Below are 14406 nucleotides of genomic sequence, written 5' to 3'. Positions count from 1 at the left end.
CCGAGGAGCGCAGACGCGGAGGGCACCGAGATCGGCGACGACTTGCGAGCCGCAGTCGAGACTGCTGCTGGACGGTTGGCAAGCGCCACTGCAGCAGCGTTGCGTTGAGCAGCAAAGCCGCCGCGTCCACAAGCCAGGTATCTCCCTGGCTCTGCCTCCGCCTGTCGCGCACAAGGCTCCAAAGAGAAGGCTGAACCAACCATCATCATCTGAACACACCGTCAGCGGGTGTTGACAAGCCCCGGTGGGTATGCTAATAATAGTGAGCCCCTGGCGACGGGCGTCCCGAAACGAGACAATAATCGCCAGAGACACGCAGAAAAGCAAATAACGACGCGGGGTGGAGCAGTCCGGTAGCTCGTCGGGCTCATAACCCGGAGGTCGCAGGTTCAAATCCTGTCCCCGCAACCACACAGACAGCCTGTCATCCGACAGGCTGTTTTTTTGCGTCCACGTAGAGAATTTGCGCGGGGGGAACGGGCGAGCAAACGCCAGAAGCGCCTGGTTCTCGAGGTGCCCGGCAGACGAACAACCCTGACAGGGCGAACTGAGAAAAGAAGCGCCTGGTTCTCGAGGTGCCCGGCAGACGAACGACCCTGACAGAGCGAGCCGACGCCAGAAGCGCCTGGATCTCGAGGTGCAGGTGCCCGACAGACGAACGACCCTGTCAGATCGAACCGACACGAATCTCACGGGCGTGCGTGAGGCACGCACATCCGCCGCTGAAGGGAAGCCGCGCGCCATCGGGAATTCTCTCAGGTTCGACCTACGAACTGAGAGAGGACTCAACGCGATGCGCCGCATCGAGCAGTTCCATCACCCGCGCTCCCTCGACGAGGCTGTCCGCCTTCTCGACAGCGCGAACGGCAGCGCTGCCGTCATCGCTGGCGGCACCACCATCGTGGCCAACCTGCCGCCGCATGTGAAGGCCGTGGTCGACGTGACACGGCTCGGGCTCGACCGCATCGAGCCCGCCACGGAGGCGCTCCGCATCGGCGCCTGTGCGACATTGCGACACATCAGCGAGAGCGAACCGCTGCGCACCCACCTCGACGGCATCCTCCACAGCGCCGTGATGCAGAGCAGCTCGCGCCTGCTGCGCAACGCATCTACCGTTGGCGGGTGCATCGCGAAGGCCGATCCCGCGTGCGACATCGTGGCCGCCCTGCTCGCCGCCGACGCCACCGTGCACCTGCAATCGTCAAAAGGCACCGAGCACGTCGCCCTCGACGCGCTGCTCGCCCAGCCGGCGCAGCACCTCGCCCCGAGCGCGATCATCACCGCGATCGAGCTCCCCCGCATGCCCGCGAACACCCGCGCCCGCTTCGAGAAGCTCAACCGCAGCGCCCACGACGCCCCCATCGTCACGGCGGTGGCGCGCCTATGCATCCGCGAGGGGCGTCTCGAAGGCGTGCGCGCCGTGCTGGGCGGGCTGACGCATCGCCCCTTCCGCGCCTCCCGGGTCGAGAAGGCCCTCGAGGGAGGCCCCGCTGACGTCGGGGCCATCGAGCGGGCGTGCGCTGACGCCGCCGAAGGAATCAACGTGGCCGCAGACGTGCGCGCCACCGCCGAGTACCGCGCCCACATGGCCGTCGTGCTGCTGCGACGCGCCCTCGTGGGCACCCTGGCTTGAGGAGGCCCTGAGATGCCCGACATGGTGAACGTCACCCTGAACGGCGCCGCCACGGCGCTGCCCGCGGCCGCGGGCGACACCCTGCTCGAGGCGCTCCGCGCCGCAGGCCTGCGCAGCGTGAAGCACGGCTGCGAGACCGGCGACTGCGGCGCCTGCGCGGTGCTGGTCGACGGCGTGGCACGAACCACCTGCGTGATGCTGGCCGAACAGGCCCGCGATCGCGCCATCACCACCCTCGAGTCGCTGGGATGCGCCGACGGCCTGCACCCGCTGCAAGAAGCGTTCGTCGAGACCGGCGCGATTCAGTGCGGGTACTGCACCCCCGCCATGGTCATGGCGGCCTGCGAGCTGCTCGCGCAGAAACCGCAGCCCACCGAGGCCGACGTGTGTGACGCCCTGTCGGGCACGCTGTGCCGATGCACGGGATACGTCAAGCCGGTGGCCGCCGTTCTTCAGGCCGCCGAGAAGATGCGCGCCCAGGAGGTTTCGAAATGACCGAACAGACACCGCTCAAGGTCGTCGGACAGAGCTCGCGCAAGATCGACGGCACCAAGCTGGCCCTCGGGCGCGCAACCTTCGTCGACGACATCGAGATGCGCGGCCTGCTGCACTGCAAGGTGCTGTGGAGCCCCCACGCCCACGCCCGCATCACCCGCATCGACACGTCGAAGGCCGAAGCGCTGCCCGGCGTGCACGCCGTGCTGTGCCACCTCAACGTTCCCCGCGTGCCGTTCACCACGGCGGGCCAGGGGCATCCGGAGCCATCGCCCTACGACTACTACACCTTCGACCGCAAGGTGCGCTACGTGGGCGACCGGGTGGCCGCGGTGGCCGCCGAGACGCCCGACATCGCCGAGCACGCCCTCTCGCTCATCGAGGTCGAGTACGAGGTGCTGCCCGCGGTGCTGAGCGCCGACGAGGCCATGCGCGATGGCGCCCCCATCATTCACGACGAGCCGGAGTCGACCGGCATCTTCGACGCGAAGCGCAACCTGGCGGCGCGCGTAGAGGCCGATGTGGGCGATGTCGAAGACGCCCTGTCGAAGGCCGAGGTTGTCATCGACCGCGAGTACGTCGTGCCGTATGTGCAACAGGTGCCCATCGAGCCGCACGTGTCGATGGCCTGGCTCGACGAAGACAACCGCATCGTCATCCGCACCAGCACGCAGGTGCCCTTCCACGCGCGACGCATCGTGGCTCGCGCGCTGCAGGTCCCGGTGAAGCGCATCCGCGTCATCAAGCCGCGCATCGGCGGCGGCTTCGGCGCAAAGCAAGAGGTGATGATCGAAGACCTGGTGGCGCTGCTGGCCCTGCGCACGGGCCGGCCGGTGAAGCTCGAGTACACCCGCGCCGAGGAGTTCGTCAACTCGCGCACGCGCCACCCGCAGAAGCTGTGGCTGCGCATCGGCGCCACCCGCGATGGCCACCTCACCGCCATGGACCTGCAGGTGCTGGCCAACACGGGGGCCTACGGCTCGCACGCCCTCACGGTGCAGACGTGCACCGGCCAGAAACCGCTGTCGCTCTACCGCTGTCCCAACCTGCGATTCATCGCGAACGTGGTGTACACCAACCTGCCCATCGCCGGCGCCTACCGCGGCTACGGCGTGCCCCAGGGCTTCTTCGCGGTCGAGAGCGCCATGGACGAGCTGGCCTACATGCTCGAGATGGATCCCCTCGCGCTGCGCCAGCTCAACATGGTGCGTAGCGGCGACAACCTCGAGCTGGCCAAGATCCTCGGCGAGGGCAAGGAAGGCCACCCCCAGATCGTAGAGTCGTGCGGCCTGGCCGAGTGCATCGAGAAGGGGGCCGCGGCCATCGGCTGGCACGATCGCGCCAACGGGGGGCGCACCCCGCGCCAGGGCAGCGCGCCGCACCTGCGCCGTGGCATCGGCGTGGCCTGCCTCATGCACGGCACCGCCATCCCCGGCGTCGACATGGGGGCCGCGTCGCTCAAGATGAACGAAGACGGCTCGTTCAACTGCCAGATCGGCGCCACCGATCTGGGAACCGGCGCCGACACGGTCATCGCCCAGATCGTGGCCGAGACGCTGCACGTGCCGGTCGACGACGTCATCGTGTACGCCGCCGACACCGACATGACGCCCTTCGACGTGGGCGCCTACGCATCGAGCACCACCTACATCTCGGGCCGCGCCGCCATGAAGGCCGCCCTCGATGTGAAGAACCAGATTCTCGAGGTGGCCTCGAAGCTGCTCGACGACGAGCCCGTCGAAGGCCTCGAGGTGGCCGACAAGCAGGTGCGGCGCACCCGCGACGGCAAGGCGGTGACCTTTGCCCAGGTGTCGCTGCACTCGCTGTACGCTCACGACCAGTTCCAGATTCAAGGCGTGGCGTCATACGTCTCGCTCGAGTGCCCTCCGCCCTTCGCGGCGCAGTTCGCCGAGGTCGAGGTCGACATCGAGACCGGCCACGTGCGCCTGCTGCGCTTCGTGTCGGCGGTCGACTGCGGGCAGGCCATCAACCCGCTGATGTGCGAGGGCCAGATCGAGGGTGGCGCCATGCAGGGCATGGGGTATGGCCTCACCGAGGAATACGGCTTCGACGCCAACGGGCGCATGATCAACCCCTCGCTGCGCGACTACCGCGTCTTCTCGTCGGCCGACATGCCGCAGATGCAGACCATCCTGGTCACCACCCACGAGCCCAGCGGCCCCTACGGCGCAAAGTCGGTGGCCGAGATCCCCATCGACGGGCCGGCGCCGGCCATCACCAACGCGGTGTACGACGCCATCGGCGTGCGGTTGCGCCAGATCCCGCTGGTGCCCGAGCGCGTGTGGCGCGCCATGCGCGATCAGGGCTTCAACGCCGAAGCGTCGGCGCAAGAAAAGGTCGAGGTGCGGCGCTGAAGCGGCAACCCAGACCCCTGCCCTGCAGACGCTCACCTCAAAGCAACCTGGCGGCTGAGAATCGAGACAAGCACACACAGTACCCTCACCACAGGGCCCACCGATGAGCCTGCACCCGCAGCAGCGGCTCTTGATCCGCGCCGACGCAGCCTACGAGATCGGCACCGGACACGTCATGCGCTGCCTGGCGCTGGCACACGCCTGGCAGGCGGCGGGAGGGCAGTGCTCGTTCGCCATGTCGTGGTCGATATCCGGTCTCGAGGAACGGCTCGAGGCAGACGGGTGCACGGTGCATCGCTCGGAGCCCCCAGCCGATCTGGCTGCGGACGCCCTTCACACCGCCACGCTGGCGAAAGAGATCGACGCGCAGTGGATCGTGGTGGACGGCTACCGATTCGACAGCCCCTACATCGAGTCGCTGCGACGGCACGGGTTCCGCGTGCTGCTCATCGACGACGAGGGACGCCTTCCGCACTACACGGCTGATGTCGTGCTCAACCAGAACCTCCAGGCTGCGCCGTCGCTGTATGCGCACCGCAGCGCCCACACGCGGCTGCTTCTCGGTACCCGGTACACGATGCTGCGCAAAGAGTTCTATCCGTATCGCGGAATCCGCCGAGAAACAAGCGCGGTCGGCCGAAAGGTTCTCATCACGATGGGGGGGAGCGACCCCCTGAACGTCACGCCACTGGCCATCGAGGCCGTGCGACTGCTCGAGCATGGCCAGGTCGAGGCCCGGATCATCGTGGGCGGAGGCAACCCTCGCCACACCGAGCTCGTGGCCAGTGTCAGCGACACCCCGAACTTCCACATCGTGCACGACGTCGTCGACATGACCCCGCACCTCGAATGGGCCGACGCCGCCATCACCGGTGCTGGCAGCACGTGCTGGGAGCTCGCACTCATCGGCGTTCCGATGTTGACGGTCGTTCTCGCCGACAACCAATGGCCCATCGCAGCCGCTTTGTCTGAAGCAGAAGCGGGCGTGAACCTGGGCAGGGCCGAGACCCTTTCTTCCGCCGCCATCGCGGCGCAGCTGCACGTCATTCTGCCAGACGCAGATCTTCGCGCACGAATGCGGCACAACGCCCAGACCGTGGTTGACGGATTCGGCGGTGACCGCGTGGTCGCGGCCCTTCGAACGGATCCCCCCTGAGACAGCACCCTTCTGCCGCGCCAGCCCTGCGGCGACGCAAGGCAGTAAAAGGCTCACCCCCCTGAGCCGATATAGGAAGAAACCGCCGAGGAGTCTCATGTGGGATTTTCAAAGGAATGGAACGACACCTACGCCTCGAACGCGCATCTCTCGATCTGGCCGTGGTCAGATGTGGTGAGCCTCGTTCACCGGCACTGCAAGCGCACCCTGGCCGCTGGAGGTGCGGTTCTCGAGGTGGGCTGCGGCGCGGGCGCCAACATTCCCCTCTTCCTCTCGCTCGGCCTCGATTACTACGGCCTCGAAGGCAGCCCTGTGATTGTCGATCAGCTGCACACCCGCTTCCCAGACCTTCGAAGCGCCATCGTATGCGCTGACTTCACCGAGGAGATCCCGCTCGAACGCAGCTTCGACATCATCGTCGATCGTGCCGCCCTCACGCACAACGATTCAAGCGCCATCGCTCGTGCCCTGAAGGAGATCAGAGAGAAGATGACCCCGAGAGGAACCTTCATCGGTGTAGACTGGTTCTCCAGCAACCACTCCGACGCAGCACTCGGAGAACCCGTCGACGCACACACGCGCACGATGCTCCCCCGAGGTCAGTTCACCGGCGTGGGCAAGGTCCATTTCTCAGACGAGCACCATCTTCGACAGCTCTTTCGCGATTTTGAGCTGATCTATCTCGAGGAGAAGATCCACCGCTGCTTCGAACCCGGCACCGGTCATCAGTTCGCTTCGTGGAACGTCGTTGCGAGATGTCCTGAATGACAGACAGCGCCCCCGTCTGCGCATCAAGCAACCCCCAACACCCCTGGACAGCAGGAGGAGCAATGAAACAGAACATCCGGGTAGGCCCCTATGAGATTGGTCCGGGTGAGCCTCCCTTCATCATTGCCGAGGTGGGCATCAACCACAACGGACGCCTCGACCTCGCCTGTGAGATGATTCAGACAGCAAAGCGCGCAGGCGCGTCAGCCGTGAAGTTCCAGACGTTCAAGGCAGAAGAGTTCTGCGGCGATGAAACCGCCACCTACACCTACCTCTCCCAGGGAAGAACCGTCACCGAACCGATGCGCGAGATGTTCAAGCGGGTCGAGCTGCGCCGCGAGGCCTGGTTCAAGATCAAGGAGGAGTGCGACCGCAACGACATCATCTTCATGTCGACCCCGCAGAACGTCTCCGACATGCGCCTCCTGCTCGAGATCGGAGTGCCGATGCTCAAGATCGGGTCAGATGACTTCACCAACATCCCGCTTGTGAAGACCTATGCCCAGACGGGTCTCCCCTTGGTCCTCTCGTGCGGGATGTCTGATCTGGCTGAGGTGCATCAGACGCTCGAAGCCGCAGGCGCCTTCGAAGGGCACCCCACCGTGCTCTGTCTGTGCACCTCCCAGTATCCCACCCCGCCGGCAGATGTGAACCTCCGCAAGCTGGAGACCCTGAAACACGCCTTTCCAATGGTCCATCTCGGATTCTCTGATCACTCCCAGGGGCCGCTCGCGTCATCGCTGGCCACCGCCTTCGGCGCCTGTGTGTTCGAGAAGCACTTCACGCTGTCTCGAGACCTGCCCGGACCCGATCACTGGTTCAGCGAGAACCCGGAGACACTGAAGGCGTGGGTCGACGCAATCAAGACCTCCACGCTCCTCCTCGGGAGCGCACTCGTCCGTCCCACCACTGAAGAGAGGGAGATGAAGAAGATCGCCCGTCGCAGCATTGCCGCCCTCACCGATATCGCGTGCGGGACAGCCCTGACCCACGAGAACACAGGGCTGCGCCGGCCTGGCACGGGCCTTCCTCCCGTGCTCCTGGAGCAGCTCATCGGCATGCGATCAACACGAGACATCAAGCAAGGAGAACACATGCAGCTCGGAGACTTCACGAAATGATCGATCTGAAGGCATTTGGAGAGCTGTTCAGCCGACTGACCCGATTCAAGGCCAATTCCTACCATCCCCTCGTCTGGATCCTCGGCGAACCCAAGATAGGCACTGGCGTCTACATCGGTGGGATGTCGGAGATCAACGCCACAGGGACCACCGTGGAGATCGGCGACGGGTGCGACATCGCATCGTTCGTCTCCATCAACGCCGCCGACTCACACAGGAAGTGCCTGGGGCTCAGCCCGGACGTGGATCGCAAACCGATTCGCATCGGACATCACGTGTTCATCGGCTCGCACTCGGTCGTGAAGGGGGGGGCCGACATCGGACATCACAGCGTGGTTGCCGCGGGTACAATCGTGGATGCGGTGCAGATCCCCCCCTACTCACTCGTCATCGGCAATCCGATGCAGGTCAAGGCGGGATACTACCGGAGATACTTCGAAGCAGACGCCCTATGAGCCAGATCGAAGAGATCCCTCACAACCGGCCAACGCTTGATGAGAGGGAGATCGTGGCGGCCGAGCATGTGATTCGATCCGGCTGGGTTGCGCAAGGCCCCCAGGTTGACGCATTTGAGTCAGCGCTGTGCGATTTCCTGAGCCTGCCCCCAGGCTCGGCTGTGGCCGTCTCGAGCGGCAGCGCGGCTCTCTATCTCGCACTGCGCACACTCGACCTGCAGGGACCTGTCGCAATCCCTGGATACGCATGCGCTGCGCTTCGCAACGCTGTGCATCTGGCGGGCCTGACCGAACGCCTTGTCGACAACCGGAAAGACGAGCCCAACATCGACCTGAGCGCACCCGGCGTCGGCGCGGCCTCCGCTCTCGTGCTGGTGCACACGTTTGGAATCCCGTCGAGATTCGACCCTGCACAGCACCCTGGCTTCATCATCGAAGACTGCGCGCAGGCCATGGGTGCCCGGGTCTCGGGGGCAGCCGCTGGCACTTCAGGTGATATCGGCATCTACTCATTCTACGCCACCAAGATGATCACAACGGGCGGTCAAGGCGGCGCCATCGTGTCGCGCAACACCTCATGGATTGAGCAGATCCGTGACTACCGGCGCTTTGACGCCCGGCATGATCGAAGCTATCGCTTCAATCTCTGCATGACAGATCTGCAGGCCGCCATCGGGCGGAGTCAGCTGGCCCGCCTGCCAGAGCTGCTGAGAATCAGGCGAGAGATCTTCCTCGAGTACGAAAGCGCGTTTCCGGCGTTCCTGACTCCTCGGGAATCCGACATCGAGCCAAACCACTATCGCGCCGTGCTCCGCGTGAAAGACGCATCTTGCGTGATCTCACATTTTGCGCGTCACGGGATTCGCTGCATCGTCCCGATCGAGGACCTGGAGATACCGGGCGATGAAGACACGCTCCCCAATGCCTTTGCGCTCTCGCGCAGCACGGTCTCTGTTCCCCTCTATCCTACGCTGTCTCGCGATGATCGGATTCGAATCAACCGATGCCTGCGTGAGATCTCCGAAATGGAGATGCTGGAATGAGAATCTCGATCAACCAGCCCGCTTTTCTCCCCTGGAGCGGCTACTTCGAGCGCATCGCCATGTCCGACCTGCACGTCGTCCTCGATCATGTGCAGTTCGAGAAGAACAGCGTGACGAACCGGAACCGGATCAAGGGCTGCAACGGCCCCATGTGGCTGACTGTTCCGGTGAAGACCCGAGGCAGGTTCAAGAGCAACCCGATTCTCAGCCTCGAGATCGCCGAAGACGACACTTGGAGGAGAAGACACCTTCGCTCGATTGAGATGTCGTACCGGAACGCAGCGCACCTCAATGCGCTCTTCCCCGCGCTCGAGGCCGCCTATTCGCAGGAATGGACCCATCTGTGCCCACTGATATCAGCCTGCAACTCGATCTTGATGGATGCGCTCGGAATCACGACGCGCATCGCTTCCTCATCATCGATCACCGACCTCACGGGGCATAAGAGCGAGCTCGTGCTGAACCTCTGCCGACACTTCGGAGCCACCGAGTACATATCGGGTCCGTTCGGCCGAGACTACCTCGATCTCGAAAGCTTTCGCAGAAACGGCATTCGCGTGAGGTTCCACGAGCATCAGAGGCAGATCTACAGACAGCTCTACGGGGCGTTCACCCCCGACCTCTCGGTTGTCGACCTGATTTTCAACGAAGGCGATGCGGCCAGACAGCTGTACCGCGCATCAGACTTCGAGATGTCTCTGCGAGATTCTTGAGAGGAGAGAAGCAGATGCTCTTCGACCAGAGGAAGATCATGGTGGTGGCCGCGCACCCCGACGATGAGGTTCTGGGGGTTGGCGCCACGATTCACCGAATGGTTCACGAATGGGGCTGCCAGGTCCACGTCGTCATCCTCGGCGAAGGCCTGACCGCTCGCGTTGATCGCGACGACCGCAGCGCCCAGGCGAGCAACCTCGCAAGTCACCGCGACTGCATCGAACAGGCCCGCCATCGCCTCGGCTACCAGAGCGTGGGGATTCATGCCTTTCCAGACAATCGCTTCGACTCGGTCGACCTGCTCGACCTCATCAAGACAGTCGAGGCCGAGAAGCACCGCTTCACCCCTGACTACGTCTTCACGCACCACGCGGGTGACCTGAACGTCGACCACCGAAAGACGTTCGAGGCCGTTCTGACAGCCACCCGACCGCTCCCCGGCGAAACGGTCAAGGGGCTCTTCAGCTTTGAGACCTTCTCCGCGACGGAGTGGGCATTTGGCCTTCCCGAATCGGTCTTCAGGCCCGACATGTTCATTGCCGTGACCAACGAGAACCTCGAAGCCAAGCAAGAGGCCATGGAAAGATACGTCTTCGAGAGACGCGACTATCCCCACCCACGCTCAGCGCGAGCGCTGGAGATCTTTGCACGAGCGCACGGGAGCCGCTGTGGGGCCGAGCTGGTGGAAGCATTCGAGACCGTGCGACTTATGATGTAGCAGATCGCTATCCGTCACGCGCCCCCCTCAGCGCGTCAGGAGACTTCCATCAAGAACCACGTGATATCGTCCTGCGGGAACTTGGGGTCACGTCGATAGGCGAAGCCGTAGTCGAGCAAGCGCACCTTTTCGTGCCGCTCCATGATCTCACCCGCAAAGTCTCGCTTGAACAGCTGACCTTCGTGCCCTCTGTAGGAGACCGTCACAGGGCTCGGGTTGTAGTACTCGGCGACAAGGAGATACCGACGGCACGCGGCGACGAGCTTGTCGTACACCTGCGGCAGGCACGCCGGGTTCATGTGGATGAGCACGCCCTTCGTGAGCACCAGATCCCACGTCTGCTGAGGCTCGAAATCGAGGATTGACGTGTGGTGTATCCTCGATTGCGGAATGACCTGCGCCAGCTCACGCGTGGCCTCGTGATTGATCTCGATGGCGTGCGCCTCGATGCCCGGAAGCAGCAGCTGCATCGCCCTGAGGTTCAGCCCGATGTTGGCGCCGAATTCGATGCAGCTTGAGACCTCCTGTGCGGAGCGAAGCGCCCTCGACAGAAGCGCCAGGTTCGACGCCAGCGCGCGCTCGCCGCGATTGCGCTTGATGTAGTCGGTTCCGAACTCACCGGCCCAGAGCTGCTCCTGCTCGGTCGCGTACGATTCTCTCATCTGCGCTCAACCTCTGAAGAATGCCTGATGAATCATCTCGGCGCGTGCCCAGTCGTCGACGGTATCGATGTCTACCACGCGCCAGCTCGGAATGACGAGCCCCACCCCTCCGCTGTGCACCTTCGTGTTCACCTGCCAGGAGCGAGCTGCGCCCCAGTAGAACTGGCCCACGTCATAATAGGCGGGTTCCAGATCCTGGGTGCGACACATCTCGAACTCCGGAGAGAACGGTGCCATTCGCCCTTCCGGATCTCTCTTCAATGCCCTCTGAATGGCAGATGGGAACGCAGTCACCGGAAAGCAGTAATCGGCGCCGGTCGATTTCAGCAACGCCAGGCCGGCCGCGATGTCGCTCACCTCGATGAAGGGCACGCACGGGTAGATGCAGCAGGCGAGATCGACGGTCCACCCCAATGCCTGACAGGCTGTGATGGCGTGCGCGATCACCGGCACCGTGGACGCATGATCGTCTGACAGCTCAGGGGGGCGCACGAACGGTGTATCTGCCCCCATCTCACGCGCGATGCGCGCGATCTCGTCGTCATCGGTGGAGACGACCACATGCTCGAACAGGCCTGACGCCTTTGCGGCCTCGATGGCATAGGCAATCATGGGCCTGCCGCCAAAGGGCTTGATGTTCTTGCGCGGAATGCGCCGGCTGCCTCCACGCGCGGGAATGATGGCGATGTTCATCGGAGGCGATCTGCTTCATCGCCCGGATCAGCCGCTCCTGCTCCGAACCCTGCGCTGCCCGGATGCGCTCGCGCACCCCGACGTCACCGTTCAGCCTCACCCGCACCACCGGGTGTGCCGGCCCTACAGGATAACGCAAACCACAAACGCGAACCTAATCAAGAGATCTGACCACGATGGCTCGAGCGAACGCAGAATCGAGCGCGCGCAAGACGCCCCCACTGCTCCAGGAGTCCGATTCGAATGCAGCTTCTAGACGGCCAGACCATCTTGATCACGGGCGGCACCGGCTCGTTCGGCAAGACCTTTGTCAAGCACGCGCTCGAGCACACGGCGGCCCGGAAGATCATCATCTTCAGCCGAGACGAGCTGAAGCAGTACGACATGCAGCAGGAATACCGCAGCGAGAGCCGACTGCGCTTCTTCCTGGGAGACGTACGCGACTACGATCGCCTGCTACGGGCCTTCGATGGCGTCGACTGCGTCGTGCACGCGGCCGCACTCAAGCAGATCCCGGCAGCCGAGTACAATCCGTTCGAGGCGGTCAAGACCAATGTGCTGGGCGCCAAGAACATCATCGACGCGGCCATCAACCAGAACGTGGGAAACGTGGTCGCCCTCAGCACCGACAAGGCCAGCAGCCCCATCAACCTGTACGGTGCCACAAAGCTGGTGAGCGACAAGCTGTTCGTCGATGGCAACGCCTATGTGGGCGCCTCGAGAAGGACGCGCTTCGCGGTGGTGCGCTACGGCAACGTGGTGGGCAGTCGGGGAAGCGTCATCCCCTTGTTCAAGAAGCTGGCCCCCACCGGCGTGCTGCCCATCACCGACCCGCGCATGACGCGATTCTGGCTGACCCTGACCCAGGCGGTGGAGATGGTGATGGATTCGCTCACGCGCATGCACGGCGGCGAGATCTTCGTGCCCAAGATCCCGAGCATGCGCATCACCGATCTGGCGAAAGCCATCGCCCCGGAGGCCCGGCTCGAGACCGTGGGCATACGCTACGGTGAGAAGCTGCACGAAGAGATGATCTCGGTGCACGACGCCTATCGCACGATCGACATCGGCCCCTGCTACGTCATCTGCCCGGATGGCGACTGGTGGAAGGAGAAAGCTGCCCACAGCAGCGTTCCGGTCGCGCCCGACTTCTCGTACACCAGCGACTCGAACACGCAGTGGCTAACGGTGGAGCAGCTGCGAGAGATGATCTAGGGTGCAGTTTCTGCCCTATGGTCGACAGTCGATTGACGAGAGCGACATCGAAGCGGTTGTCGCGGTGCTGCGCAGCGACTTCCTCACCCAGGGCCCAGGCGTAGATCGCTTCGAGAACGCCCTCGCCCAGCACGCCGGCGCGCGGCACGCCATCGCTGTGAACTCAGGCACCGCCGCCCTGCACGCGGCCTACTTCGCCGCGGGCCTGGGCCCGGGAGACGAGATCATCACATCGCCCCTGACCTTCGTGGCCACAGCCAACGCCGCGCGCTATCTGGGCGCGTCGGTTCGCCTGGTCGACGTGGAGCCCGACACCGGAAACCTCGACCCGCGGCTGGTGGCAACGGCCATCACGCCCCAGACCCGCCTCATCGTGCCGGTCGACTACGCTGGCCATCCGGCAGACTACGACGCCATCAACGCCCTCGCAGGTCAGCACGGCCTCACGGTGGTTGCCGACGCAGCCCATTCCCTGGGGGCGTCAGTCGGCGGGCGAGCCGTGGGAACCCTGGCACAGCTCACCGAGGTGAGCTTTCACCCCGTCAAGCCCCTCACCACAGGCGAAGGGGGCGCCGTGCTCACCGACGACCCTGCGCTGGCTGCGAGAGCCGCGCGCTTCCGGACCCACGGCATCACGAAAGACCCCGCGCACCTGCGCTGCAATGAAGGCCCGTGGTACTACGAGATGCAAGACCTCGGCCTCAACTACCGCCTCACCGATCTGCAGTGCGCCCTCGGCTTCAGCCAGCTGGGCCGGCTCGACGCCTTCATCGCACGCCGACGCGCCATCGCCCATCGCTACAGCGAGGCGTTCAGCGCCATCGACGCGCTGCAGGTTCCCGTGGTTCGACCCCACGTGGAACCGGGCTGGCACCTCTATGTGCTGCGGGTTCGTGACGCGTCACGGCGACGCGCCTTCTTCGAGCGCCTGCGCGACCTCGGCCTGGGCGTGCAGGTGCACTACATCCCCGTGCACTACCAGCCGTACTACGAGCAGCTCGGGTTCCGCCGGGGGCAATACCCCGTGGCCGAAGACTGGTACGCCCGCGCGGTGTCGATTCCCATCTATCCGACGATGTCTGATGGCGACGTGGAGAGCGTCATCGAACGCGTGCGCCAGGCGGTTCGAGAGATTCTGTAGCAAGCCGCCCCCCGAAGCGAACCGACCGCCTCGCGCAAGCCCAGGGCATGCGCTTCAGCGTCACAGGACCCAGGGGGCAAACCCCGAATGCCCCCGACATGCCTTCACCCAGACCGCTGCCCATCTTCTACATCCACAGCCCCATCACGTACACGGTGGCCCAGCGCGTCATCGCGTCGAAGAAGCTCGTCGATCCGATCATCATCGCGGGCCGGCG

The 14406-nt window shown here is 64.4% G+C and carries 14 protein-coding genes and 1 tRNA gene; 13 read left to right on the top strand and 2 right to left on the bottom strand.

What is annotated here, in order from left to right; all coding sequences use genetic code 11:
• Positions 1-334: 334 nt before the first annotated feature.
• From EB084_08400 to EB084_08350, 11 genes are all read left to right on the top strand, one after another.
• A tRNA-Met gene (locus EB084_08400) sits at positions 335-411 on the top strand.
• A 226-nt stretch (positions 412-637) separates the two neighbouring features.
• Entirely contained in the window at positions 638-1633 is a 996-nt protein-coding gene (locus EB084_08395) for a hypothetical protein (GenBank protein NDD28268.1), read from the top strand.
• Positions 1634-1645: 12 nt separating this feature from the next.
• On the top strand, positions 1646-2128 hold the full coding sequence (locus EB084_08390) for a (2Fe-2S)-binding protein (protein NDD28267.1): 483 nt from the start codon (positions 1646-1648) through the stop codon (positions 2126-2128).
• Complete coding sequence (locus tag EB084_08385; protein NDD28266.1) at positions 2125-4503, top strand: aldehyde oxidase; 2379 nt, start codon at positions 2125-2127, stop codon at positions 4501-4503. Before EB084_08390 ends, EB084_08385 begins: the two co-directional genes overlap by 4 nt.
• A gap of 103 nt (positions 4504-4606) precedes the next feature.
• A complete protein-coding gene (gene pseG / locus EB084_08380; GenBank protein NDD28265.1) occupies positions 4607-5659 on the top strand; it encodes a UDP-2,4-diacetamido-2,4,6-trideoxy-beta-L-altropyranose hydrolase in 1053 nt (350 codons plus the stop codon).
• 99 nt (positions 5660-5758) lie between these two features.
• Positions 5759-6427 carry a class I SAM-dependent methyltransferase gene (locus tag EB084_08375; GenBank protein ID NDD28264.1) on the top strand — a complete coding sequence of 223 codons (669 nt, stop codon included), beginning with the start codon at positions 5759-5761 and terminating at the stop codon, positions 6425-6427.
• Positions 6424-7548: an N-acetylneuraminate synthase gene (locus tag EB084_08370; protein NDD28263.1), complete on the top strand. Its 1125-nt coding sequence runs from the start codon at positions 6424-6426 to the stop codon at positions 7546-7548. The genes EB084_08375 and EB084_08370 overlap by 4 nt, the downstream gene beginning before the upstream one ends.
• The gene (locus tag EB084_08365; protein NDD28262.1) at positions 7548-8003 is read left to right on the top strand and encodes an acyltransferase; all 456 of its coding nucleotides are present in this window, start codon (positions 7548-7550) and stop codon (positions 8001-8003) included. Before EB084_08370 ends, EB084_08365 begins: the two co-directional genes overlap by 1 nt.
• Entirely contained in the window at positions 8000-9046 is a 1047-nt protein-coding gene (locus EB084_08360) for a hypothetical protein (protein ID NDD28261.1), read from the top strand. The genes EB084_08365 and EB084_08360 overlap by 4 nt, the downstream gene beginning before the upstream one ends.
• Positions 9043-9759, top strand: a complete 717-nt coding sequence (locus EB084_08355; GenBank protein NDD28260.1) for a hypothetical protein — start codon at positions 9043-9045, stop codon at positions 9757-9759. The genes EB084_08360 and EB084_08355 overlap by 4 nt, the downstream gene beginning before the upstream one ends.
• Positions 9760-9797: 38 nt before the next feature.
• Positions 9798-10478, top strand: coding sequence for a PIG-L family deacetylase (locus EB084_08350; protein NDD28259.1), 681 nt, complete (start codon positions 9798-9800; stop codon positions 10476-10478).
• 35 nt (positions 10479-10513) lie between these two features.
• Here EB084_08350 and EB084_08345 read toward each other — a convergent pair whose 3' ends face one another.
• Both EB084_08345 and pseF read right to left on the bottom strand, forming a co-directional pair.
• Positions 10514-11140, bottom strand: a complete 627-nt coding sequence (locus tag EB084_08345) for a pseudaminic acid biosynthesis-associated methylase (protein ID NDD28258.1) — start codon at positions 11138-11140, stop codon at positions 10514-10516.
• A 6-nt stretch (positions 11141-11146) separates the two neighbouring features.
• Positions 11147-11833 (bottom strand): pseudaminic acid cytidylyltransferase, encoded by a 687-nt coding sequence (pseF, locus tag EB084_08340; GenBank protein ID NDD28257.1) that lies wholly within the window; start codon positions 11831-11833, stop codon positions 11147-11149.
• A 243-nt stretch (positions 11834-12076) separates the two neighbouring features.
• On the opposite strand from pseF, the gene pseB reads away from it, so the two are divergent.
• Both pseB and pseC read left to right on the top strand, forming a co-directional pair.
• Positions 12077-13048: a UDP-N-acetylglucosamine 4,6-dehydratase (inverting) gene (gene pseB, locus EB084_08335; protein NDD28256.1), complete on the top strand. Its 972-nt coding sequence runs from the start codon at positions 12077-12079 to the stop codon at positions 13046-13048.
• Between the two features lies 1 nt (position 13049).
• Positions 13050-14189 (top strand): UDP-4-amino-4,6-dideoxy-N-acetyl-beta-L-altrosamine transaminase, encoded by a 1140-nt coding sequence (gene pseC, locus EB084_08330; protein ID NDD28255.1) that lies wholly within the window; start codon positions 13050-13052, stop codon positions 14187-14189.
• The last annotated feature ends 217 nt before the right edge of the window (positions 14190-14406 follow it).

It is taken from the genome of Pseudomonadota bacterium (genome assembly GCA_010028905.1).
Taxonomy (GTDB): domain Bacteria; phylum Vulcanimicrobiota; class Xenobia; order RGZZ01; family RGZZ01; genus RGZZ01.
This window is presented reverse-complemented; position numbering and strand designations above follow the sequence as displayed.

Bases quoted from the DNA above. Each gene is read 5' to 3' on its own strand.
- pseF (NDD28257.1), bottom strand. From the start codon at position 11,833: ATGAACATCGCCATCATTCCCGCGCGTGGAGGCAGCCGGCGCATTCCG.
- EB084_08360 (NDD28261.1), top strand. From the start codon at position 8,000: ATGAGCCAGATCGAAGAGATCCCTCACAACCGGCCAACGCTTGATGAG.
- EB084_08345 (NDD28258.1), bottom strand. From the start codon at position 11,140: ATGAGAGAATCGTACGCGACCGAGCAGGAGCAGCTCTGGGCCGGTGAG.
- EB084_08350 (NDD28259.1), top strand. From the start codon at position 9,798: ATGGTGGTGGCCGCGCACCCCGACGATGAGGTTCTGGGGGTTGGCGCC.
- EB084_08355 (NDD28260.1), top strand. From the start codon at position 9,043: ATGAGAATCTCGATCAACCAGCCCGCTTTTCTCCCCTGGAGCGGCTAC.
- EB084_08385 (NDD28266.1), top strand. From the start codon at position 2,125: ATGACCGAACAGACACCGCTCAAGGTCGTCGGACAGAGCTCGCGCAAG.
- EB084_08370 (NDD28263.1), top strand. From the start codon at position 6,424: ATGACAGACAGCGCCCCCGTCTGCGCATCAAGCAACCCCCAACACCCC.
- pseG (NDD28265.1), top strand. From the start codon at position 4,607: ATGAGCCTGCACCCGCAGCAGCGGCTCTTGATCCGCGCCGACGCAGCC.
- EB084_08390 (NDD28267.1), top strand. From the start codon at position 1,646: ATGCCCGACATGGTGAACGTCACCCTGAACGGCGCCGCCACGGCGCTG.
- pseB (NDD28256.1), top strand. From the start codon at position 12,077: ATGCAGCTTCTAGACGGCCAGACCATCTTGATCACGGGCGGCACCGGC.